Origin of the sequence: Sutcliffiella horikoshii, assembly GCF_019931755.1 — a bacterium.
Taxonomy (GTDB): domain Bacteria; phylum Bacillota; class Bacilli; order Bacillales; family Bacillaceae_I; genus Sutcliffiella_A; species Sutcliffiella_A horikoshii_E.
Genome location: NZ_CP082918.1, coordinates 2,052,836 through 2,075,346 on the forward strand (window position 1 = coordinate 2,052,836; position 22,511 = coordinate 2,075,346).

Sequence of the window (22,511 nt, forward strand, 5' to 3'; positions counted from 1 at the left end):
GAAATTCATACATAATGTGATTTACTGGTAGTAGTAGTGAAAGGGGTATGTTTTTGGTGGCAAAAAATACGTTTGAATATAACGATGATGCGATACAGGTATTAGAAGGTCTCGAAGCTGTACGTAAGCGTCCGGGTATGTATATTGGAAGTACGGACAGCAGAGGTCTTCATCACCTTGTATACGAAATCCTTGATAATTCCGTCGATGAAGCCTTAGGCGGATATGGGGATCATATCATTGTGACGATACACAAAGATAACAGCATAAGCGTGAAGGATAAAGGCCGAGGTATGCCTACCGGAATGCATAAAATGGGAAAACCTACCCCCGAAGTAATTTTAACGGTATTACATGCAGGTGGAAAATTTGGTCAAGGCGGCTACAAAACGAGTGGTGGACTACATGGTGTAGGTGCTTCCGTCGTAAATGCTTTATCTGAATGGTTGACGGTAACGATCAAGCGCGACGGTATTGTGTACGAGCAGCGTTTCGAGAATGGTGGCAAGCCAGTAACAACGCTTGAAAAGATTGGTACGACTAACCAAACAGGTACGACGATTCATTTCAAACCGGATACAACAATCTTTAGCACCACAACTTATAATTTTGAGACACTATGCGAACGTCTACGTGAATCTGCCTTTTTATTAAAAGGTTTAAAAATAGAGCTGAATGATGAAAGAAATTCTGTTAAAGAGGTGTTTCATTATGAAAGCGGCATTGAAGCATTCGTCACTTACCTCAATGAGGAGAAGGATTCGCTTCACAATGTTGTTTCCTTTGAAGGTGCCCAAAACGGAATTGAAATAGATTTTGCTTTTCAATTTAATGACGGATATTCCGAAACCATCTTATCTTTTGTTAATAATGTTAGAACGAAAGATGGCGGTACACATGAAGCTGGTGCAAAAACAGCAATGACCCGTATTTTTAACGAATACGCCAGAAAAGTGAATCTACTAAAGGAAAAAGACAAGAATTTAGACGGTTCTGATATAAGAGAAGGATTATCTGCCATTATTTCCGTTCGTATACCAGAGGAACTCTTACAGTTTGAAGGACAAACAAAAGGGAAGCTTGGGACCAGTGAGGCGCGCTCTGCGGTAGATAGTGTGGTTTCAGAACATCTTGCTTACTTTTTAGAAGAAAATCCTGAAACCAGTTCGATGCTTGTTAAAAAATCCATCAAGGCTTTCCAAGCCAGAGAAGCAGCTCGAAAAGCAAGAGAAGACGCTAGGAGCGGGAAAAAGAGAAAACGTTCTGATGCGATGCTTAGTGGAAAATTAACTCCGGCACAATCACGTAACCCTCAGAAAAATGAAATTTACCTGGTGGAGGGTGACTCTGCAGGCGGTTCTGCTAAACAGGGTCGTGATCGCCGCTTTCAAGCAGTCTTACCACTTCGAGGGAAAGTCATTAACACGGAAAAAGCTAAACTTGCTGATATCTTCAAAAATGAAGAGATTAATACGATCATCCATGCAATAGGCGGTGGAGTCGGACCGGACTTTTCAGTGGAAGACATCAACTACGATAAAGTGGTTATCATGACCGATGCCGATACAGACGGTGCACACATTCAGGTGCTTCTTCTGACGTTCTTTTATCGCTATATGAAGCCGCTTATTGAAGCTGGAAAAGTGTTTATCGCACTTCCACCACTTTACAAAGTAAGCAAAGGGACCGGAAAAAAAGAAGTATTGGAATACGCATGGTCTGATGAGGAACTGAAGGGTGCTATCCAAAAGATTGGCCGTGGATACATTATTCAACGTTATAAAGGTCTTGGCGAAATGAACGCAGATCAATTGTGGGAGACAACGATGAATCCGGATACTCGTACCCTCATTCGCGTTAGAATCGACGATGCAGCCCGTGCAGAACGCCGTGTGACCACACTTATGGGTGACAAAGTGGAACCAAGACGTAAATGGATTGAAAGCCATGTTGCCTTTGGATTGGAAGAAGATCCAAATATTTTAGAAAATGATAACTTGTTGGTCGCAACTGAGGAGGTATAACAGATGACACAGACAGAGAAATTTCACGACCTACCCCTAGAGGAAGTTTTAGGCGACCGATTTGGACGTTATAGTAAATACATTATCCAGGAGCGTGCATTACCAGATGCACGTGATGGACTTAAACCTGTTCAACGACGAATTTTATATGCCATGTACGCAGAGGGAAACGTAAATGATAAACCATTCCGTAAATCTGCTAAAACAGTTGGTAACGTAATCGGTAACTATCATCCACACGGAGATTCCTCTGTGTATGATGCAATGGTCCGGATGAGTCAGGACTGGAAAGTACGTAATATGCTTATCGAGATGCACGGTAACAACGGTAGCATTGATGGCGATCCACCAGCAGCAATGCGTTACACGGAAGCAAGATTATCACCAATCGCTTCCGAACTTTTACGTGATCTTGATAAAAAAACCGTAGAATTTATTCCAAACTTTGATGATACATCTCAGGAACCGGTTGTGCTTCCTGCCATGTATCCAAATCTTTTAGTGAATGGCTCTACAGGAATTTCTGCAGGATATGCAACGGACATTCCACCACATCACCTTGGAGAAGTCATTGATGCAACCATCATGCGCATCGATAACCCTTCTGTTACTGTAGATGAGCTAATGACAGTGGTCAAAGGACCCGACTTCCCAACTGGAGGTATCATTCAAGGAGTAGAAGGCATCAAGAAAGCCTACGAAACTGGAAAAGGCAAGATCATCGTTCGCGGATTAGCAGAAGTGGAAGATATTCGTGGTGGCAAGCAGCAGATTGTTATCTCAGAGGTTCCATATGAAGTGAACAAAGCAAATCTAGTAAAAAAAATAGATGAACTGCGCTATGACAAAAAAGTAGACGGTATCTCAGAGGTACGTGACGAAACCGACCGTACAGGCTTACGTGTTGTAATTGAGCTGAAAAAAGAAGCAGATGCGAACGGCATTTTAAATTACCTTTATAAAAATACCGACCTGCAAATCACTTTCAACTTCAACATGGTTGCAATCTATAAAAAGCGCCCGACATTAATGGGATTACCTCACTTTTTAGATGCGTACATAGATCACCAGAAAGAAGTAATTACGAATCGTTCACGTTTTGAGTTGAACAGAGCAAAAGAACGCCAGCATGTTGTAGAAGGCCTAATGAAAGCACTCTCTATTCTAGACGAAGTAATTGCAACAATCCGTGCTTCCAAAGACAAACGCGACGCTAAAGATAACTTGATTGCCAAGTTCACTTTTACAGAACCGCAAGCGGAAGCCATCGTTTCCTTGCAGTTATACCGTTTGACAAACACTGATATTACAGCATTGCAGGCCGAAGCGGATGAGCTTGCTAAGAAGGTTGCTGAATTAGAAGCAATTTTAGGAAGCGAGAAAAAGTTGTTTTCAGTTATAAAATCTGATCTTAAGCGTGTGAAAAAGCTTTATACTAATGATCGTCGCTCTAAAATCCAGGACCAGATTGAAGAACTCAAAATCAATCTGGAAGTGATGATACCATCAGAAGATGTCATTGTGACGGTAACGAAAGATGGATACGTAAAACGTACAAGCTTACGTTCTTACTCAGCATCCAACGGGCAGGATTTCGGTATGAAAGAAACCGACCGGATCATCTCTAAGTTGGATATCAATACAACACAAACGTTGCTATTGTTCACAAATAAGGGAAATTATCTGTATCTTCCAGTCCATGAACTTCCTGATATCCGTTGGAAAGACATGGGACAACACGTGGCAAACATAGTTCCAATTGACCGAGATGAGTCGATTATAAAAGCAATACCTGTGAGCAATTTCGAGGACCCTAAATTCTTGTTGTTCGTCACACGTAATGGGATGGTCAAGAAAACGGAGCTGAGTGCCTACAAAGCACAACGCTACTCTAAGCCATTAATGGCAGTAAACCTTAAAGGCGATGACCAGGTAGTCGATGTACATCTAACAGACGGCGCTCAGGATATCTTCTTGGCAACGAGAAGCGGATATGGACTTTGGTTTACCGAAGAGGAAATTAATGTCGTAGGCGCCCGTGCAGCAGGGGTGAAGGGCATTAATTTGAAAGATAGTGATTTTGTTGTGAGCGGCTTAGTATTTGAGAAAGAATCAAAGGCCATGTTGTTTATCGCCACCCATCGCGGTGCCGTGAAGAAATTGAAAATTACTGAGTTTGATAAAGCCACACGAGCTAAACGCGGGCTTGTCATGCTGCGTGAAGTAAAAAATAATCCGCATCAGATAGCAGCAGTCGATCTTGTGGAGCCTTCAAGTTTCATTTATGTTCAAACTGAAAAAGGTACGGTGGAGAAGTTAGCAGCCGCATCTTACCGTAACAATGACCGCTATTCAAACGGATCCTTCGTCCTAGATCAACAGGAAGCAGGAGATGTAGTAGAAATGTGGGTTGAGACGGAAGAGGAAGTTCTAGGTAAGGAAAAATAATATAAAGTTAGTTTATTGACCGCTTTTCTGCGTTGGATTTTGCGTAGAGGGGCGGTTTTTTTGTGTGGTTTTGGGTAAGAGTGTACATGAAAAAGGGAATTAGGGTTTACTGGATTAATATTATGTAAACTAATTAAGTGATTAACTATGAAAACTGTAGAACCTTAAAACTAAGAGGTAGAAGTAAGCTTGGGAAATGTATAAGTAGATTCGGGAAATGTAGAAGGTTGGAGTTTTAAGGTAGAAGGTCAGAATAAAAGGGTAGAACAGTTCAAAAATGACCAGACTCTCCAGTTAAAAAATTGTTTCTGTAACAGAAGAGGATGGAATACCTGATATAATGTGGAGTAATAATGCTCCAAGAAACATTAATCCAAGTCTTTATACAAGCATATCTATCGTAAAGGTCTAATAATATAGTGAAGAAAAGAGAGGGGATGGATTATGAAGCCAGTATTACTAGTTGTAGATGTTCAAAAAGGGTTTGACGATCCAGCATGGGGTCAACGCAATAATTTAGATGCTGAAGATAGAATGCTAGAACTTATGAAAGCGTGGAGACAAAGAGAGTTTCCTATTATTCACGTTCAACACGTATCTCAAGACCCAAATTCTAAACTGCATCCCAGCAACCCTGGATTTGCTTTAAAACCGGGATTTGAGCCGATGGAAGACGAATATTTTATCCGTAAAAATGTGAACAGTTGTTTTATCGGAACACAATTGGACAGCTATCTAAAGAAAAATGGCTATCAAACACTGATTGTCATTGGTTTGACCTCCAATCATTGCATATCGACTACAGTAAGAATGGCTGGAAATCTCGGGTATAGAACGTATGTTTGTAGTGATGCAACTGCAGCATATGAGGCTGTTTCTTATGACGGTTTGAAGTTATCAGCTGAAGACGTACATCGCCACGCCTTATCCTCATTACACCAAGAATTTGCAGAGGTTACTACAACTAGAGAAGTGGTGAAATTGATTCAACAGCAAACAATAATGAATTAATAAAAACAACGCCAAAGCAAAGTGGCGTTGTTTTTTCAATAATGAGTCCGATCAACTTTTTTACGCCAATTCATAAAAGGTTGCAAGGAGTTTACTAGTGGTAAATGGATAAAGGGGAGCGTTCGATTTGCAGGATCAAGTTGCACTTCACGGTAGATAAATTCATCATCAAAATGAATGGAGGCTGCGTCTTTTCGATCTGCAGCAAAATATACGGTTGGAATCCTGGACCAATAAATAGCACCAAGACACATCGGGCAAGGTTCACAGCTGCTATAAAGTATACAATCTGTAAGCTCAAAGGTTTGTAAACTTTGACAAGCCTTCCGTATAGCCATAACTTCAGCATGTGCAGTTGGATCGAGATTACTTGTCACTCTGTTGACACCTTCGGCAATAATCTGATTGTTCCTTGTAATAACTGCGCCAAAGGGACCGCCATTTTCTTTAACATTTTGTACAGCCAAGTCAATGGCACGGTGAAGGAAGAATTCATGCAAGTGCTTTTCCAAAGAAACACCTCCACAGAAAGGGATTTCTAACATCTTATTGCGTTATTTTAGAGTTAATACGCAAAAGGAATAAATACTTATAAATATAAAAGGACAGGATTAATGGACAAAGCCAATAAAAGGATGCGGTAATAATGTTATGTAAACTTATAATATAAAGAGATACCAGAAGTTTAAGATTAATGAATAATAGATCCAATAAATTAAGAATAAAGAAATCTAATTTTTCAAGCCAGAAACACTTGGTTTGGATTAAGGTTCTAGATTTGATATAAATGATTAATAGTTTGTAGAAAAATACATTTTAGATTAACAAATAGTTAAACTGCTGAATTTAATCATTTTTACTAATTTCGTCTCACTATCATAAGTTTACTTTGTTTTTGATACAAAACAGCTAAATTTATATGACTTCCTATAATAAGTGTTATGTCGACCGCCGAGAAAATAAAAGATTAGAGGAGTATTAGGTTACTCCTCTGCTTTCAAATATTTATATTTTTGTTGTGATTTCAATACTTGCAAATCGATCATCAGTTTTTACCCAATTCTCTAACTGCTCAACAGAAATATTTGCATGTAAACGTGCTTTTTCTATGGAGTTGTGAAACTCTAACTCTTTAAGGAATACTCTTTGCTTAGTTGGTTTTTTTGCTGCTTTGTTTATTAACTGTTCAGCTAATAATTCTTCTTTATTGTAAATATCAAATTTTCTTTTCAGATATAATCCTTTATCATTGTATTTCCAGTCGCCAAATTGTTTTATGGTCTTTTTGCCGCTTATGTAAATCCTGAAGTGATTATCTTTACTTGTAATTATTGGGTCGAACTCTTTGTCGTCAAGTATATCTCTTAAATCTAAAATAAAGGAATATGAACCTCCAACAAAATTTATCATATTAACTTTTTTGTATATACTTCCATCCCCATCAAAATAACCTCTTACAAAATGATGCATATATTCTTCTGGTACATGAGGAAATTCAACAGTTTTAGACTTGTTTGGTGTTAGGCCGTGAATATTCATCAAGTCATCTTTAATGATTTTGCTGTTTATATTAAGAAAGTGTACACCATTATTATATTCCCCAATGGGATGATTAGATTCCATTTCATGCCGTATTTGATCAAGAATCTCAATTTCCTTTTGAGCAAAACTTACTGTTTGTCCTTCTCCACTAACTACTCCATCCGCCAAGAAAAACCCTAATATATATGCCATGTTCGGTGACCAGTGCTTAAAATAATCCTCATTTATATGATACTTCCTTTTCCAATGTCCCCTTGGCCGCAACTCTACATTATTCTTCTTAAGAATTTGTGTAATTCTTCGGCTAGATACATTCCCTGCAATTGCGATCTCAGTGGTACTCATGCCATCTTCATACATTTTAATAATTTCTAGGAGGTCTAAGGTGATTTTTCTATTTCGCATCTGCTTCATATGTTCCCCTTCCTCTCCTGTAGGTCTAATTACTTATAATATTATTATACGAACATTTGTTCCTAAGTGCAAATAATAGCACTTTCCCCTATAAAAAAAGAAAAAACCGCCCATCACTGAGCAGTTTTTCCCTCCATATCCATCAACTTTATCGTTAACACAACGGCCCCCAACACCATCACTCCCCCAATCCACGGAATATGGATCAGACCTATGGAATCCACGATAATCCCACCTAATAAGGAACCGATGGCAATACCAACATTAAATGCTGCGATATTGAGCGCAGAAGCGACGTTTACTGCAGAAGGTACATATTTTTCCGCCAGGTTCACGACCAATACCTGCAGTCCAGGTACATTCATAAATGCAAACATTCCCATCAAGAAGATCACCATCAACCCTACAACTTTATATGGTGCTGCAAAGGTCAGCGCCACTAAAATGACGGTTTGCAAAATAAACATCCACATAAGTGCCTTCAAAGGGTTCTTATTTGATGCTTTACCGCCAATTACATTCCCTAAAGCAACAGCGATTCCATAAACAAGTAAGATACCACTCACCCATCTAGCACTAAATCCTGTCACGTTTTCTAAAAGTGGTGTCAGGTAAGTGAAGGCCACGAAAGTTCCACCATACCCTAAGGCGGTTATCGCAAAAGCCATCAACAGTTTACTGTTTTTCAATACATCAAGTTGCTCGCGTAACGTTGATGGTGGTGCTTCTTTTAAATTGCGTGGAATTAGAATTGCACTTGCTATTGCTCCAATCACTCCCAACAAAGCAACGCCCCAAAACGTTGCTCTCCAGCCAAACATTTGCCCAATGAATGTCCCGAGTGGTACACCTGTTACCGTCGCCACTGTCAGGCCTGTAAACATCAAGGCAATAGCGCTGGCTCTTTTGTCAGCAGGAACAAGATCTGCAGCAATGGTTGCCCCTATTGAAAAGAAGATTCCGTGTGAGAAAGCTGTGATAAACCTTGCTGCCAATAGTAATTCATAGCTGCTGGATAAAGCTGCTACCGTATTACCAATAATAAATACAACCATAAGTGAGATGAGAAGTGTCTTCCGATTCATTTTATTAGTGAGAGCTGTTAATACTGGTGCTCCTACTGCAACACCCATCGCATAACCCGAGATTAACAATCCGGCCATTGTGATAGAGATGTTAAGATCATTTGATATCGTTGACAATAAGCCAACTGGTACAAATTCTGTAGTGCCAATTCCAAAAGCACTAATTGCTAATGCTAACAAAGCTAACGTACTATACTTCTATTTGTTTTAGCATGATTTATAGAAACTGCTTGTGAATTCATCATAAATGCCTCCTTCATAAAATGCGGATTACCATTGGCGCCATTTGGTAACCTTACGAGTTCTTATTATGAAGGCGGTTGTCTATAAATGTAAGTACGCACTTTAAAGTGAGGTAGGCACCTGGAAGTACCCTATTTACCTTTAAGAACATGGTGGTATAATGAGTGAAATAAATACCTTATAAAGAAGGGGTCCTTTATGAAGAAATACAATATTCCAGTGGAAGCTGCATTGGAAGTGATCGGTGGCAAGTGGAAAGTAGTGATCCTGTGTCACCTTATAAAAAGTAAAAGACGAACAAGCGAACTCAAAAGACTAATGCCTACTATTACGCAAAAGATGCTCACACAACAACTTAGAGAACTTGAGTCTGATGGTGTTGTTAACCGCATTATTTATAATCAGGTTCCTCCTAAAGTCGAGTATGAGTTAACTGAATACGGCTGGTCCCTGAAGCCTGCTTTGGACATGCTTTGCGCATGGGGGGAACATCATATAGAGAAAACCTCGCCAAATAATGAGTTAGTAAATTAACCCCCTTTCTGCATGGAAAGAGGGTTTTTTTCTCTCCCGTCTATCAAAAAATACAAAAACCCAACAATATTATTGGGTTTAGTCTTCTCTCTTCTTCTTTTCATGAACACTTAACTCTTCTGAGAACTCTGTTTGTAGTTCCATCGATTGAGCTTCCCTCTTCGATTGCTTTCTCGGGTGATCCGGGAAAACACTTTTGACAAGGTATAGATGAAAGAACACTTCAAAAACAGTGATCGTTAATGCTGCAATCGCAGATGGCAATAAAAATCCGCCACTTAAATTGGTCAAGATATATACCATAAAGGCTATAGCGGCAAAGTTAAATGCAAAGTCAAAAACAGCAGCAAATGTATAGTTTGTTCTAGGCAATACTATATCATCCACTACAAAGTACGAAAGAGTAACAAGAATAACGGTTGTCAAAAGGATATCTAGGAAAGAGATCTCAGCAAACTGATTCAAGAAAAAGGATAGGATTAAAAAGCTGGCGATGAACTTGATCAAGATCGGCATAAAATGCTTCATTTTTTTCACTCCTTTTCTCTTGTAGATTGCTCGATGAAAAGGTGTTTTATACAAGGAAACCCCCTCGTAATAATAACGAGGGGGCACATCAACATTATCCTGCTATATCACGATTGCGAAATCCTATAAAACCTACCAATGTTAATGCAATGGCAATAAAAATAAGAATCGCAAGGGTTAAATAGCTGACCTCTTCCACCGGTATCTGCGGAATATGTCCGTATGGCGATAAATTTGCCATCCATTCTGGCAGCTTAAGCATGCTACCTAGATAAACCACAAAAAATGAGTAGCCCAGTACAAGCCATGTGAGACCTGTCAAGTTAGGCTTTATTCCAATTGTGGCAACCCCGATTCCGGTCATAATCCACAAAGCAGGCAAATAGACAAGACCCGCCTTTAAAAACGACTGTAATGATATAGGTTCATCCATAACTGAATCTGCTGCCACCCACAAACCTAAAATAGCCAAGGTTAGCATAATAAAGCCAAAGATGAGAGACAACAGCATATAACTTCCCAGTAGCTTAGATCTTGACACACTTTTCGAAAGAATCGGCTCCAGTTGCCCCCTCTTCTCCTCTCCTTTTAGTTTTAGAAGAAACATGATGGGAGGAACAGTACAAAGCATCGAAATAATAGCCATGAGCATAGTCATAAACTGTTCGGTTAACGTATATCCTTCGACAGGTGGTAACATTTCAGCCATCATTTCATTACTTGCAAAGAAAGACTCTAGGTCCCCAAGCACCGAACCATAAGATACACCTAAGATGAACATTCCGATCGCCCAAGCGATGATTCCTGTCCGCTGGAGCCTGAACGCCAACCCGAAAGGACTACTCAAGAAACGTGATGCGTGCCTTTTACCTGGCTTTGTTGGAATGAAACCAGACCCAAGATCACGCATGGCATGTAAGTACAACGCAGTCATCGCAATAAATATGGAACTACCTATTGTTAGAAAAACCGGCCACCAATAATTGTTGACGTAAACCTCGGTCCCCAATATCCACCCTAGAGGGGAGATCCATGACAAAGCTTCATTACTTACATCCCCTACCGCACGAATCAAGTAGGAAAATGCAAGGACGGTGAATGATAAACCAATTGTCCCACGCGAATTTGAAGACAGTTGTGCAAGCAGAAGCGTAATACCTGTGAAAAATATCCCTGTAGCACCTAGTGCGGCACCATATAAAAAGGAACCACTTAAATCGATGCTTTCAATTCCCAATGAAAATAAGCTAACCGCAATCAAAATGGTCAATAAGGCATTTGTAGCTATCATAACAACTAATGTAGCAGTAACAGTACTTAATCGACCTACTGGCAAGGAACGAATCAGCTCAACGCGCCCTTCCTCCTCGTCATTCCGTGTATGACCAGTAACAAGCATGATACTCATGATTGCAACCACAATGGCTGTAAATAGAAGCATCTGGTGCGCCATCATAGGTCCTTCCGTATAGTTCTCCAATCCATATCCTTTACCGACCATGGCAGTCATTGCAGGATTTTTCATCGTTTCAGCCATTGCTTGCCTTTCCTGGTCATTCGCATACAAGCCGGCAAAAGAAGTGGCAGTTAATATAGTCATTAATGTAATGGATATCAGCCAAATCGGAATGCGAATTTTATCCCGTTTCAAAATGAAGAAAATAAGGCTACCCGTATTACTAAAACGCTGTCTCCACATTAGGCTTCCCCTCCCGCTCCCATTTTGGAAGTGCCGCCGCCTTCATAATGACGCATAAACAAATCTTCTAGTGTAGGTGGAGAACTCTCTAATTTAATAAGACCGAACCCGCTAACATGCTTCATGACTTCTGCTAGTTCTTCAGCGTCTACCTGAAAAGATAATGCATCGTCCCTCTGTTCCACCTCATGTACTCCTTTTAAAGAGCCAATATCCAGTACAGGCTCTGTTGTTTCGATAAGAAGGTTTGTTCTTGTTAAATGTCTCAACTCTTGTAACGTTCCTGTTTCAATGATTTTTCCTTGTCGGATGATTCCAACACGGTCACAGAGCTTCTCAACTTCAGAGAGGATATGGCTTGAGAGAAGTACGCTCTTTCCGGCAAGCTTAGCCTCTAAGACACATTCCTGAAAAACCATTTCCATTAACGGATCAAGTCCTGAAGTAGGTTCATCTAATATATAGAGATCTGCATTAGAAGCAAAAGCTGCAACTAACGCTACTTTTTGCCGATTTCCTTTAGAATAGGTTCTGCATTTCTTGGTAGGATCCAGTTTAAATCTTTCAATTAGCTCTTCTCTTCTCCCCCTGTCGCTCCCTCCACGTAGTTTCATGAATAGATCAATGACCTCTCCTCCAGTTAGGTTTGGCCATAATGTCACATCACCGGGTACATAGGCTATGCGTTTATGAATCTCTACAGCATCCTTCCAGGCATCAAGTCCAAATATCTTTGCTTCCCCCTGTGTAGCTTTCAGAATGCCCAATAATATACGAATTGTGGTGGATTTCCCCGCTCCATTTGGTCCAATAAAGCCATAGACCTCTCCGCTGTTAACATTTAGATTAACCCCGTCCAACGCAGTGAATTTCCCGAAAGTTTTACATAAATTTTTAGTCTCTAATATGGTCATGAAAGACCCTCCCTCATTCTACAGGATAAATCATACAGAAAAGAAAAATATGAAATATTTTAACTTACATAGTTCATAATATATATAAAATAATCCTTTGACAAGAGTTTATGAACTTTTTTATTTGTTTTATTACATATTTTTGATTAAAATAAAAGAGAGGTGAAAAATGATGGACGGTTTTCAACGACGGAGGGAACAAAAGAAACAAGATATCCTAGAAGCAGCCTTGGCACTTTTTATGGAGTATGGAGTTCAGAAAGTATCCATATCCGAAATAGCGCAAAAGGCCAATGTTTCCCAAGTAACAATCTATAATTATTTCGAAAGCAAACACAAATTAACAAGTGATGTGTTTGGTTATTACATAAATAAAACTTCTGACGACTTTGAAAAACTCATTCATAGCGACATTCCATTCCCAGAAAAAATCAAACAAATTATCTTCAATAAAAAAGAAATCTCAAAACAGATTCATGAAGAATTTTATCACTTTATGATGAAGGAATATGCAACTGAAGGTAATATCATTGAGAAAATCTATGTAGAAAAAGCACTTCCCTATTTTGCGAAGCTGTTTGAGGAAGGGAAAGAACAAGGGTATGTTGATCCAAACCTATCCCAAGAAGCAATTCTTTTCTATGTACAGATGTTGAAAGATTATATGCAAAGAGAAGAGGTTTATCAAAAAGTGCTTCCGTTAACAGAAGATATTACGAACATCTTTTTTTACGGCATTATCGGCAAAAAAGAGTAAAAACAGGCTCCCTCTAGTGAGGTACCTGTTTTTTTTATATTATCCCTTTTTAATTACCTCATCGATAATTCCGTATTCCTTTGCTTCACCTGCACTCATAAAATTATCTCTGTCTGTATCCCGCTCAATCTTTTCAATTGGCTGTCCGGTATAATCAGCAATCATCTTATGAAGGTCATCCTTTAACTTCAGGATTCTACGAGCTGATATTTCAATATCTGTCGCCTGGCCTCTTGCACCACCGAGCGGCTGATGAATCATAATTTCACTGTTCGGTAATGCCAATCTCTTCCCTTTCGTTCCAGCCATTAGGAGCATTGCGCCAAAAGAAGCGGCCATTCCGATGCAGATAGTTCGAACGTCTGGTTTGATATAGTGCATCGTATCAAGGATAGCAAAACCAGCGGTAGTAGATCCGCCTGGGCTGTTAATATAGATGGATATGTCCTTTTCCGGGTCATCGGCGGCTAAAAATAGTAATTGGGCAACGACGCTATTTGCGATCTGATCATTGATTTCATCCCCAATCATGATAATGCGGTCTTTCAGCAAGCGCGAGTAAATATCATAAGAACGCTCTCCTCTGCTTGATTGTTCAATAACATAAGGTATCGTATTCATGTTCATATCCTCCTTTATTAGGCAACACAGTTAAATGCATTTGTAGGAGTGTGAGTAGGTAGTGAGTACGTCGTGACATTATCATGGAAGATAGCCGGAAGGGCATCAATGAGCACTCCTGGATCTTCTTCCTGCAGACTTTCCTTAAATAAATGTGGCAATAATTCCTTTTCCTCTTCGCTCCAAAGGCTTTCTATAAGGTCAGAATTTGGTGGCTCTTTTTTGTTCATTCTTTTTCTGGTTCGGTGTAAAGCTGCTTTTACCGCTCCTTCAGTTGTTCCCAGTATGTCGGCAATTTCAGCAGATTGAAAGTCAAATGCTTCTGTAAGGAAAAAAATCACTGCCTGTTTTGGCGTAGTATGTGTAAGAAGTGTATCTGTAATGATGAGGGCTTTTTCCATATGATGCTGATACACCTCTTCTTTAAGAACATCCTGCAATATTTCCTTTTGTCGTCTACGGACAATATCAATCCACTTGTTGTAAGCAACTTTTTTAAGCAGACCTTGGCTAATGACAGCAGGATGAGAGTAATGCTGAATGGTCTTGGCCATCGTTTCCTGTGCGAGATCATTTCCATCCCATTCGTTTTTTGTGAGAAAAAGGCAATATCGAAGTAATTTATGGTAATGGCCTTGCAGGTACTCTTCCTCGGAAAAATCAGTCTCAACTAACATTCTATTCTTAGCATTTTTCACTGAGCAACACTCCTTTACTCCACTCTATTATCTAAACGTTTCATTAGCCCCTTAAGATACGGGGTACTGTAAATTATTTTTTGAAGTATGTATATGTAAACATACTGTAAAGAAAAATACCCCCACAAACTCGATCGTTTTCATTAATATTATATATACAATACATAACCAAATATCAGTATGTTCATGGGAGGTAACTATGCAAACATATGTAAAGGATTCTTTATTGGAATGGAAAGAAGAAATGCTAAAGCAGAAGAAAGAGATTGATGATGAATATGAAAAAGTGAAGTCAGATCTTCAATTATATTCTATTAAGTTCAGTATTACGAAACAAGTGATACAATCGACGATAAATGATGAAATCATCGACAACATCAAAGAATCGTATCACAAACCATATGAAGAGAAATTCAATGAACTGAAACAATACATAAAAGAATTAGATGAGAAAAGAAAAGTGTTTCAAATGTTTGTAGATAAAATCGACAAAGTTAGTGAGACTGAGATGATCGAGAAATAGTTTGGATTGGGCTGTTGGGAACTCCTGTGTAATTGGTATTCCCGACAGCCCTCCTTCTTTATTGTGGATGTACCATTTTACTCGGATCAACGAAAGCATCAAATTCTTCTTCTGTTAGTAGTTCCAATTTGAGAGCGGCTTCTTTTAATGTCGTCCCCTCCTTGTGTGCAAGCTTAGCAATGGATGCTGCTTTTTCATACCCTATATAAGGATTTAAGGATGTTACTAGCATCAATGAATTTTGTAGGTTTAAGGCTATTTTTTCAAGATTAGGTTCCATCCCGCATACACATTTGTCGTTAAAGCTGTTCATGCTGTCTGTCAAAAGTGTAACCGATTGAAGAAAATTGTAAATAATGACCGGCTTAAACACATTTAATTCAAAATTCCCTTGACTTGCTGCAACCCCAATCGTTACATCATTCCCCATCACCTGCGTTGCCACCATCGTCAATGCTTCACTTTGAGTTGGGTTGACTTTACCGGGCATGATGGAGCTGCCAGGTTCATTTTCAGGAATGATTATCTCTCCGATCCCGCTTCTAGGACCACTTGATAGCCATCTTACATCATTCGCGATCTTCATCAAATCTGCAGCAAGTGCCTTTAATGCTCCATGTACATATACAACCTGATCATGACTCGTTAAAGCATGAAATTTATTCTTTGCAGATGTGAAATCTTTCCCAGTCAGCCTTGTGATTTCTTCCGCTACCATTTGCCCAAAATCAGGATGTGCATTTATACCTGTACCTACTGCTGTACCCCCAATTGCCAGTTCTTTCATATGAGGTAGGCTTTCTAAAATCATCATCTCCCCTTTTTCGAGCATATGATGCCATCCGCTAATTTCTTGGCCCAGTGTCAGCGGGGTCGCATCTTGTAAGTGGGTTCTTCCTATTTTAATAACATCCCTAAATTCATCTGACTTTTGAAGCAAGGTCTCTTTTAGTCTCGTTAGCGCTGGAAGGAGTCTTTCCTCCACGGCTAACACGCCGGCAATATGCAGGGCAGTCGGGAATGTGTCATTGGAGCTTTGTGACATGTTCACATCGTCATTTGGATGTATCAGGTCCGCTCCTCCGCTCTCCGTTAAAAGTTGGTTTGCCCTATTAGCAATCACTTCGTTTACATTCATATTGGATTGTGTCCCGCTTCCCGTTTGCCACACAACAAGTGGGAAATGCTCATCCCATTTTCCGGTTATTATCTCCTCAGCAACGGCTGTAATTGCTTGTGTTTTATCGGTAGAGAGTTTGTTTAATTTATGATTACTTTTTGCCGTTGCTTTTTTTAATAGAGCAAAAGCGTGAATAATCTCTATTGGCATTTTCTCAGCACCAATAGCGAAATTTTCGATACTTCTTTGAGTTTGGGCACCCCATAGCTTATTCTTTGGAACTTTTATTTCTCCCATTGTATCTTTTTCAATCCGGTAATCCATGTATGTACTCTCCTTTCTGCTCATTACTTACTATTAACCTTTATTGTTTAAAGGAAAACGTATGCTTTTCAGATAAGTATTTCTTTATAGGCAAAAAAATAACCTGTTCCTCATTTGAGAAACAGGCTAACTTACTATTTATTAGTTTGTAACTTCTTCTTTGATGGCATCCATTCTTTTGCTTACTTCTTCTTCTGTTAGACCGTGCTCAATGATATACCGGTTTCTTGGGTCTACACGGCATTCATGGGAGCAACTGCGCAAGTATTTGTGTTCGTTTTCCTCAGAGCTCAGTATTTTCTTATTGCACTCAGGGTTTGCGCAGTTTACATAGCGCTCGCAAGGTTCACCGGAAAAGTGGTCCTTCCCGACTACAACATGTTCTTTTTGATTGATTGGAACACTGATGCGCTCATCAAATACGTAGCATTGTCCATCCCATAGTTCTCCTTGCACTTCAGGGTCTTTCCCGTAAGTGACAATTCCTCCATCCAGCTGGGAAACATCCTCAAAACCTTCTTCAAGCAGCCATCCAGAGAACTTTTCACAACGTACTCCGCCAGTACAATACGTCAGAATCTTTTTGCCTTCAAAATTCTTCTTGTTTTCTTTAATCCATTGAGGAAGCTCTTTGAATGTATTGATGTCAGGTTTGACTGCACCACGGAAATGTCCAAGATCGTACTCATAATCATTACGAGCATCGATTACAACTGTATCTTCGCTTTGTAATGCTTCCAACCATTCTTTTGGTTTTAAATGCTTTCCTGTTGTTTTGCGGGGATCGATATCATTTTCCAGGCGTAATGTTACCAATTCCGGACGATAACGGACCTTCATTTTAGGGAATGCATGTTCAGATACTTCATCTACTTTATAAATGATATCTGAGAATAGGGGATGTGCATTCATATGCTCGATATAAGCGTCTGTTTGCTCGATCGTACCTGAAACTGTACCGTTAATCCCTTCTTGTGCAATCAATACTCGGCCTTTCAATCCTAGCTCTTTACAGAATTCCAGATGTTCTTGAGTGACCTCTTCAGGATTCTCAATATCTACATATTTATAATACAATAATACTCTATAGTCTTGACTCATCATTATCACCAATACCTTTATTAAATTTATCTATTTACATAGTTGACATAAATGTTTCTTTATATAAGAAGTTACAACATATTACTATATCAAAAATAATGGGATTGTGACAAGCTTTTATTACTTTAATATGAAGGTGACCTATTAAGTCATTTGTTTTTGGTGGAAATGTATTGATTAACTTTGGGATAAAGGGTATATTTTACACAAATGTAGGCGTTTTCAGTCTATTTTTCGAAACGTTTCACTAAAATCATTAAGAAGGAGTTGTTCATATTTGAAAAGATTGTTTGGGTTATTTTTAATAGCCATTGTGTTTGTTGATGCGGTTCTTTATTTTACAAGCACTCCGGTAAGGACTACCACTCAACCAAAAAATGGAATGGAAAAAGAACTATTGGAAACTGCTGAAAAAACGTTTCGATTTTTTGGAGATTATACAGATTCTGAAACAGGGCTTACTATGGATCGTGTTGACTTTGAGCAGGATGAAACGAAAGCGGAACATACCTCTCCAACGAATATTGCCATGTATATGTTAGGGATGGTTTCTGGTGTGGAACTTGGATTCATATCCAAAAAGGACGCCGAGCAAAAGCTTGAAAAAACTTTGCGCACACTAAACGAAATGGAAACTTGGAATGGACTTTATTACAACTGGTACTACACTCAGGATGGCACGCAAAAAAAAGATTGGGGACAGTTTATCTCTAGTGTTGATAATGGTTGGTTGACTGCAGGGTTAATGGTAACCGGGCAGTATTTTGAAGGGTTAAAAGACTTAACAGATCCTCTCGTGGAGCAAATGGATTATTCTACCCTTTATGACCCATCAGTTGGTCATCTACATGGAGGATATGATAAGGAACAAGAAAGTCTCACCCCTCACCATTACGGGATGTTATATACCGAGCCGCGAGTGGCAAGTTACCTTGCTATCGGAAAAGGAGATGTACCTGAGGAACATTGGTGGAAGTTGTACCGAACTTTTCCGCCAGAGTTTGATTGGCAATCTCAAACACCGACGGGATCTATGGTGGACTACGACGGCATAAAAGTTTATCAAGGAGTCTACGAATATGACGGAATCAAATATGTACCAAGCTGGGGAGGCAGCATGTTTGAAGCGTTGATGCCAAGCCTTGTCATGAAGGAAAATGAACTTGGTGTGAATGCCTTAGGCTTAAATAATCTGCATCATGTTCAAGGTCAAATCCGCTATGCGGAAGAAAATGAGTTGGATGCTTGGGGCTTTTCCCCTGCAGCAATCCGCAATAATTATGGAGAGTTTGGAGCGACTGTATTAGGAACAGAAGGTTATGAGGATAAAGGTATTGTAACTCCCCATGCCAGCTTTCTTGCTTTAGAGCATGCTCCTGATGAAGTCTATGACAATCTTAAAAAACTGCAAGATATGGGAGTCTATGGAGAAGATTACGGCTATTATGATACAGTCAATCTTCAAACAGGAGAAGTTGCACATACTTACTTATCTTTGGACCAGGGAATGATTTTGACCGCTATCACCAATTATTTAAAGAAAGGTGTCCTCAGGGATTATTTTCATCAAGATCCGATTGGAGAAAGACCTGAACACTTATTAGAAGTCGAGGATTTTGGTATCAGGGATTAAACATAAAAAGAGCCCCATCTTGGCGGCTCTTTTTATGTTTCTATCAAGCTATTTTATTGTACCGATATATGATAAAGAATTCACTTCTGCAGAATCATAGGAACCTTCTAGTATTTTTCTAATATCTTCAAGCATCGTCGGGAGGTCCACATCTTCACCTTTTTTTCCGGAGAATGGTTCTGCAACAAAGAAAGGCTGGGTTAGGTATGCCTCTAATCTTTCCCCTCTCTTATATGTTTGGATTTCAGTTTCAGGGAGTAGATCCATTCCTCTGACTTGAACAAGTGAGCGTAATTCACGGTACCGTCTAAGAAGTTTTTGTGAGCGTTGTTGTATTGTTAAGTGGTGTTGATCTAAGTGAGCACCTTCTAAAACAGATGAGGTGGATTGTAAGGGATTAATAGCAGGATATTTGTGTCTTGCTGCAAGGTCTGCATCAAATTGCCATAACGTTTCTAAAGGTCCATAAGGAAGGTCTTCGTCCACTACCTGACCACTTAAATCAAGAAGGAAGGTTGTAACTGTATTCATTCCTATCTTTTCTAGTTTGTTGTGAAGGTCTTGAATGTTCCCATTCGCTACATGGCCGCGGTCAGCAGTGAAAATAATATCTTTATTTGGTCCAAGTTCCATGATTTTTTGGTAAGCATCTTCTATTGTAATAACAGTGAAATCTACATGTTCAAGAATCTCCTCGACTTCGGGATGCTCCCCCTTAGGTAAAAGCATAATAGAAGTGTATCCATCTCGTTTAAGACGGTAATACAATTCCGCTAGAACCACAAGTTGCCCCATGCCTGGCCTTGCTACGAGACCGTTAGTTCCTCCTTTAGTTAATGGAGCCAATAAATCGATTGCTTTAATTTTCGTTTCAATCATATCGACTTTCTCCCCTCTCAATATCAACTCATCCAAGCTACACTCTGCTAATTCTGCAAGTGCGATAATGGTACGCACCTCTGCTCTTCCAACTGGAATTTTGCCTGTGCAAAGATTTGAAACGGTGGCGGGTCTTAAGCCCACAGATTTAGCTGCACTCGTTAGGTTTGGGACCTTTCTCCGCAATAAAGCAACATTCAATCTTACATTTTCCATTATTTTCACCTCCTGTTACTTTATAGAGTAATCGATATTCTGTTTGAAAGCAACAAAAAATTACGCTTGAAGGTAACAATTATTACTTTTTAGCCGCGATTGTTTGGATTGTAACTTTTCGGACGCTGATTGTAACTATTTCTTTAGTGATTGTAACTTTTTCGAAGGTTATTGTGACTTTTATAGGGTTCATTGTGATATTTCGGATTGTGAATTAAAAAACCACGAAAAAAAGAGCAGCCACCTAAGCTGCTCTCTCTCCCTCATTCAAATCCTTATCAAACATCCAACTCCATATCCGTCGATGCTTTACTGTTATATACAGAGGTATCAAGGTCATTCGTCACCTTACTCGTCAGTACACCTGCGGTCATACTGCCGCTTACATTCACTGCCGTACGCCCCATATCAATAAGTGGTTCTACAGAAATCAACAAACCTGCCAGTGCAATCGGTAAGTCCATTGCTGAGAGCACAAGAATCGCTGCAAATGTTGCACCGCCTCCTACTCCCGCTACCCCAAACGAGCTGATAGCAACGATGACAATCAACATGAACAGGAAGGATGGATCTAATGGATTTATTCCTACAGTCGGCGCGATCATTACTGCAAGCATGGCTGGATAAACACCCGCGCAACCATTTTGACCGATGGATAATCCAAAGGAACCGGCGAAATTGGCAATTCCATCTGACACACCGAATTCTTTAGTCTGAGTCTTAATATTCAATGGTAAAGCTCCAGCACTTGTGCGCGAAGTAAAGGCAAACGACAGAACTGGAATTGCTTTACGCACATATGTCAACGGATTCAAGCCGGCAATCGCTAAAAGAATTAAATGGATACCGAAAACAATTGCCAGAGCCACATAGGAAGCTGCTACAAATTGCCCGAGTTTAGCAATGGCTCCGTAATCACTTGTTGCGGTAACCCTGGTCATTAACGCTAATACCCCATAAGGAGTCAGTCGAAGAATCAATGTCACAACTCTCATGATGATGGTATAGAATGTATCCACTATTTTTGCGAAGGATTCTGCCTGTTCAGGGTTTTTGCGTCTTACCCCTAAGTAAGCTATCCCGATAAATGCGGCAAAGATAACTACTGCTATGGTAGAAGTGGAACGTGCACCTGTGAAATCAAGAAACACATTGGATGGAATGAAGTCCAGCATCTGTTGCGGGAATGTCTTGGATGCAAGGTCCCCCGCTCGCTGTTCCATCTGCTCTCCTCTGACTGTTTCCGCTTCTCCTTGCTCAATTTGTATTGCTTCTAAATCGAAGACAAGTGTGGTACCGATACCAACCGCAGCTGCTACTGCTGTCGTACCAATCAAGATACCTATAATTAACGCGCTGATCTTACCGATGTTACTCTTTAAAGTTAGTCTTGTGAAAGCGGCAATGATACTGATGAACACTAACGGCATTACAATCATCTGCAGAAATTTCACATAACCCGAACCTACAATGTTGAACCAGTCGATGGATCCACTCAATACTTCTGAACCTGATCCATAAACAAACTGAAGTCCAAGACCAAAAACAATCCCAATTCCTAAAGCGGAGAAAACCCGCTTAGAAAAAGAAACGCCTTTCTTTTGCATCGTATAGAGCCCAAAGCAAAGTAAAAGTAATAAAATAATATTAAGTACAATAAACAAAGTATCCATACACTCTCCCCCTTCTTTCTTAATTAAATACTTTAATCCACTAAAACCGCCCTGTCAAGTAGGAATTGGATAAAGAAGAATAACTTTCCATGGAAAAATTATTCTCTGTTATAGTGTATTTAGCTTATTCTCATACATGCCCATCAAACAAAAAAAGAGGCTGTCCTTTTTACTGGACAACCTCATTACTATTATTGTTCTTTGTCTACCATTGCTTCAAATGCTGCGGAAACTTCATTGAACTCTTCGTCGGTTTCAATTTCGGATAACTCGCCATCCTCTTCTACTTTCAAGAAGAAAATGTCGACGTCGCCAGTCGTTTCTTTTGCTATCTCATCCACAAAACCAACTGCCACGTATACAGAATCAGCTACGTCCATTGTGCCAAGTACCTCAAGTTCTTGTTCTTGATCATTCTCATCCGTCACAATAAAAATATCTCCTACTTCTATCTTTTCCATTTTTCTATCTCCCTTCTTTTACTATTCGCTCTTGTAAGTCTTTTCCTTGTACTCTTCATTCTA

General features: G+C 39.6%; 20 protein-coding genes. 7 read left to right on the plus strand and 13 right to left on the minus strand.

The features are described from left to right. Positions 1 to 47 precede the first annotated feature (47 nt). From parE to K7887_RS10490, 3 genes are all read left to right on the plus strand, one after another. Entirely contained in the window at positions 48 to 2,024 is a 1,977-nt protein-coding gene (gene parE / locus K7887_RS10480; protein WP_223493458.1) for a DNA topoisomerase IV subunit B, read from the plus strand. A gap of 3 nt (positions 2,025 to 2,027) precedes the next feature. Beyond that, positions 2,028 to 4,472 carry a DNA topoisomerase IV subunit A gene (gene parC / locus K7887_RS10485; RefSeq protein WP_223493459.1) on the plus strand — a complete coding sequence of 815 codons (2,445 nt, stop codon included), beginning with the start codon at positions 2,028 to 2,030 and terminating at the stop codon, positions 4,470 to 4,472. A gap of 444 nt (positions 4,473 to 4,916) precedes the next feature. Then, positions 4,917 to 5,483, plus strand: coding sequence for a cysteine hydrolase family protein (locus K7887_RS10490; RefSeq protein WP_223493460.1), 567 nt, complete (start codon positions 4,917 to 4,919; stop codon positions 5,481 to 5,483). A 35-nt stretch (positions 5,484 to 5,518) separates the two neighbouring features. Here the strand turns inward: K7887_RS10490 and K7887_RS10495 are convergent, their stop codons facing one another. The 3 genes from K7887_RS10495 to K7887_RS10505 all read right to left on the minus strand — a co-directional run bounded on the left by K7887_RS10495 (position 5,519) and on the right by K7887_RS10505 (position 8,704). Then, positions 5,519 to 6,028, minus strand: a complete 510-nt coding sequence (locus K7887_RS10495) for a nucleoside deaminase (protein WP_223493461.1) — start codon at positions 6,026 to 6,028, stop codon at positions 5,519 to 5,521. A 460-nt stretch (positions 6,029 to 6,488) separates the two neighbouring features. Next, a complete protein-coding gene (locus K7887_RS10500) occupies positions 6,489 to 7,439 on the minus strand; it encodes a helix-turn-helix domain-containing protein (protein ID WP_223493462.1) in 951 nt (316 codons plus the stop codon). Positions 7,440 to 7,552: 113 nt separating this feature from the next. After that, complete coding sequence (locus K7887_RS10505) at positions 7,553 to 8,704, minus strand: MFS transporter (protein ID WP_223493463.1); 1,152 nt, start codon at positions 8,702 to 8,704, stop codon at positions 7,553 to 7,555. 261 nt (positions 8,705 to 8,965) lie between these two features. Here K7887_RS10505 and K7887_RS10510 point away from each other — a divergent pair, with 261 nt between their 5' ends. Next, the gene (locus K7887_RS10510; RefSeq protein ID WP_168865801.1) at positions 8,966 to 9,301 is read left to right on the plus strand and encodes a winged helix-turn-helix transcriptional regulator; all 336 of its coding nucleotides are present in this window, start codon (positions 8,966 to 8,968) and stop codon (positions 9,299 to 9,301) included. A gap of 78 nt (positions 9,302 to 9,379) precedes the next feature. Here K7887_RS10510 and K7887_RS10515 read toward each other — a convergent pair whose 3' ends face one another. From K7887_RS10515 to K7887_RS10525, 3 genes are all read right to left on the minus strand, one after another. Next, entirely contained in the window at positions 9,380 to 9,829 is a 450-nt protein-coding gene (locus K7887_RS10515; protein WP_223493464.1) for a DUF2512 family protein, read from the minus strand. A 94-nt stretch (positions 9,830 to 9,923) separates the two neighbouring features. Continuing rightward, positions 9,924 to 11,528, minus strand: a complete 1,605-nt coding sequence (locus K7887_RS10520; protein ID WP_223493465.1) for an ABC transporter permease — start codon at positions 11,526 to 11,528, stop codon at positions 9,924 to 9,926. Next, entirely contained in the window at positions 11,528 to 12,442 is a 915-nt protein-coding gene (locus tag K7887_RS10525; RefSeq protein ID WP_223493466.1) for an ABC transporter ATP-binding protein, read from the minus strand. Before K7887_RS10525 ends, K7887_RS10520 begins: the two co-directional genes overlap by 1 nt. A 172-nt stretch (positions 12,443 to 12,614) precedes the next feature. Here K7887_RS10525 and K7887_RS10530 point away from each other — a divergent pair, with 172 nt between their 5' ends. Further along, the gene (locus K7887_RS10530; protein ID WP_223493633.1) at positions 12,615 to 13,199 is read left to right on the plus strand and encodes a TetR/AcrR family transcriptional regulator; all 585 of its coding nucleotides are present in this window, start codon (positions 12,615 to 12,617) and stop codon (positions 13,197 to 13,199) included. 39 nt (positions 13,200 to 13,238) lie between these two features. Here the strand turns inward: K7887_RS10530 and clpP are convergent, their stop codons facing one another. After that, the gene (gene clpP, locus K7887_RS10535) at positions 13,239 to 13,820 is read right to left on the minus strand and encodes an ATP-dependent Clp endopeptidase proteolytic subunit ClpP (RefSeq protein WP_223493467.1); all 582 of its coding nucleotides are present in this window, start codon (positions 13,818 to 13,820) and stop codon (positions 13,239 to 13,241) included. Positions 13,821 to 13,837: 17 nt separating this feature from the next. Beyond that, complete coding sequence (locus tag K7887_RS10540) at positions 13,838 to 14,518, minus strand: sigma factor-like helix-turn-helix DNA-binding protein (RefSeq protein WP_223493468.1); 681 nt, start codon at positions 14,516 to 14,518, stop codon at positions 13,838 to 13,840. A 199-nt stretch (positions 14,519 to 14,717) separates the two neighbouring features. Here K7887_RS10540 and K7887_RS10545 point away from each other — a divergent pair, with 199 nt between their 5' ends. Continuing rightward, the gene (locus tag K7887_RS10545; protein ID WP_223493469.1) at positions 14,718 to 15,041 is read left to right on the plus strand and encodes a hypothetical protein; all 324 of its coding nucleotides are present in this window, start codon (positions 14,718 to 14,720) and stop codon (positions 15,039 to 15,041) included. 58 nt (positions 15,042 to 15,099) lie between these two features. On the opposite strand, the gene fumC is transcribed toward K7887_RS10545, so the two are convergent. Next, the gene (gene fumC, locus K7887_RS10550; protein ID WP_223493470.1) at positions 15,100 to 16,485 is read right to left on the minus strand and encodes a class II fumarate hydratase; all 1,386 of its coding nucleotides are present in this window, start codon (positions 16,483 to 16,485) and stop codon (positions 15,100 to 15,102) included. 141 nt (positions 16,486 to 16,626) lie between these two features. Further along, positions 16,627 to 17,586 carry an oxygen-dependent tRNA uridine(34) hydroxylase TrhO gene (gene trhO, locus K7887_RS10555; protein ID WP_223493634.1) on the minus strand — a complete coding sequence of 320 codons (960 nt, stop codon included), beginning with the start codon at positions 17,584 to 17,586 and terminating at the stop codon, positions 16,627 to 16,629. Positions 17,587 to 17,863: 277 nt separating this feature from the next. Here trhO and K7887_RS10560 point away from each other — a divergent pair, with 277 nt between their 5' ends. Further along, the gene (locus K7887_RS10560; protein WP_223493471.1) at positions 17,864 to 19,219 is read left to right on the plus strand and encodes a glucoamylase family protein; all 1,356 of its coding nucleotides are present in this window, start codon (positions 17,864 to 17,866) and stop codon (positions 19,217 to 19,219) included. 48 nt (positions 19,220 to 19,267) lie between these two features. On the opposite strand, the gene K7887_RS10565 is transcribed toward K7887_RS10560, so the two are convergent. The 3 genes from K7887_RS10565 to K7887_RS10575 form a co-directional block, all read right to left on the minus strand. Then, positions 19,268 to 20,314 (minus strand): ATP synthase beta subunit C-terminal domain-containing protein, encoded by a 1,047-nt coding sequence (locus K7887_RS10565; RefSeq protein ID WP_223493472.1) that lies wholly within the window; start codon positions 20,312 to 20,314, stop codon positions 19,268 to 19,270. Positions 20,315 to 20,592: 278 nt separating this feature from the next. Beyond that, positions 20,593 to 21,987 (minus strand): L-cystine transporter, encoded by a 1,395-nt coding sequence (locus K7887_RS10570; protein ID WP_223493473.1) that lies wholly within the window; start codon positions 21,985 to 21,987, stop codon positions 20,593 to 20,595. Between the two features lie 191 nt (positions 21,988 to 22,178). Further along, a complete protein-coding gene (locus tag K7887_RS10575; protein ID WP_223493474.1) occupies positions 22,179 to 22,448 on the minus strand; it encodes a DUF1292 domain-containing protein in 270 nt (89 codons plus the stop codon). Positions 22,449 to 22,511: the final 63 nt, after the last annotated feature.

Coding starts and splice junctions, on each gene's coding strand:
- K7887_RS10520 (WP_223493465.1), bottom strand. CDS start 11,528: ATGTGGAGACAGCGTTTTAGTAATACGGGTAGCCTTATTTTCTTCATT.
- K7887_RS10495 (WP_223493461.1), bottom strand. CDS start 6,028: ATGTTAGAAATCCCTTTCTGTGGAGGTGTTTCTTTGGAAAAGCACTTG.
- clpP (WP_223493467.1), bottom strand. CDS start 13,820: ATGAATACGATACCTTATGTTATTGAACAATCAAGCAGAGGAGAGCGT.
- parE (WP_223493458.1), top strand. CDS start 48: ATGTTTTTGGTGGCAAAAAATACGTTTGAATATAACGATGATGCGATA.
- parC (WP_223493459.1), top strand. CDS start 2,028: ATGACACAGACAGAGAAATTTCACGACCTACCCCTAGAGGAAGTTTTA.
- K7887_RS10510 (WP_168865801.1), top strand. CDS start 8,966: ATGAAGAAATACAATATTCCAGTGGAAGCTGCATTGGAAGTGATCGGT.
- K7887_RS10530 (WP_223493633.1), top strand. CDS start 12,615: ATGGACGGTTTTCAACGACGGAGGGAACAAAAGAAACAAGATATCCTA.
- K7887_RS10565 (WP_223493472.1), bottom strand. CDS start 20,314: ATGGAAAATGTAAGATTGAATGTTGCTTTATTGCGGAGAAAGGTCCCA.
- trhO (WP_223493634.1), bottom strand. CDS start 17,586: ATGAGTCAAGACTATAGAGTATTATTGTATTATAAATATGTAGATATT.
- K7887_RS10575 (WP_223493474.1), bottom strand. CDS start 22,448: ATGGAAAAGATAGAAGTAGGAGATATTTTTATTGTGACGGATGAGAAT.
- K7887_RS10500 (WP_223493462.1), bottom strand. CDS start 7,439: ATGAAGCAGATGCGAAATAGAAAAATCACCTTAGACCTCCTAGAAATT.
- K7887_RS10490 (WP_223493460.1), top strand. CDS start 4,917: ATGAAGCCAGTATTACTAGTTGTAGATGTTCAAAAAGGGTTTGACGAT.
- K7887_RS10545 (WP_223493469.1), top strand. CDS start 14,718: ATGCAAACATATGTAAAGGATTCTTTATTGGAATGGAAAGAAGAAATG.
- K7887_RS10570 (WP_223493473.1), bottom strand. CDS start 21,987: ATGGATACTTTGTTTATTGTACTTAATATTATTTTATTACTTTTACTT.
- fumC (WP_223493470.1), bottom strand. CDS start 16,485: ATGGATTACCGGATTGAAAAAGATACAATGGGAGAAATAAAAGTTCCA.
- K7887_RS10515 (WP_223493464.1), bottom strand. CDS start 9,829: ATGAAGCATTTTATGCCGATCTTGATCAAGTTCATCGCCAGCTTTTTA.
- K7887_RS10525 (WP_223493466.1), bottom strand. CDS start 12,442: ATGACCATATTAGAGACTAAAAATTTATGTAAAACTTTCGGGAAATTC.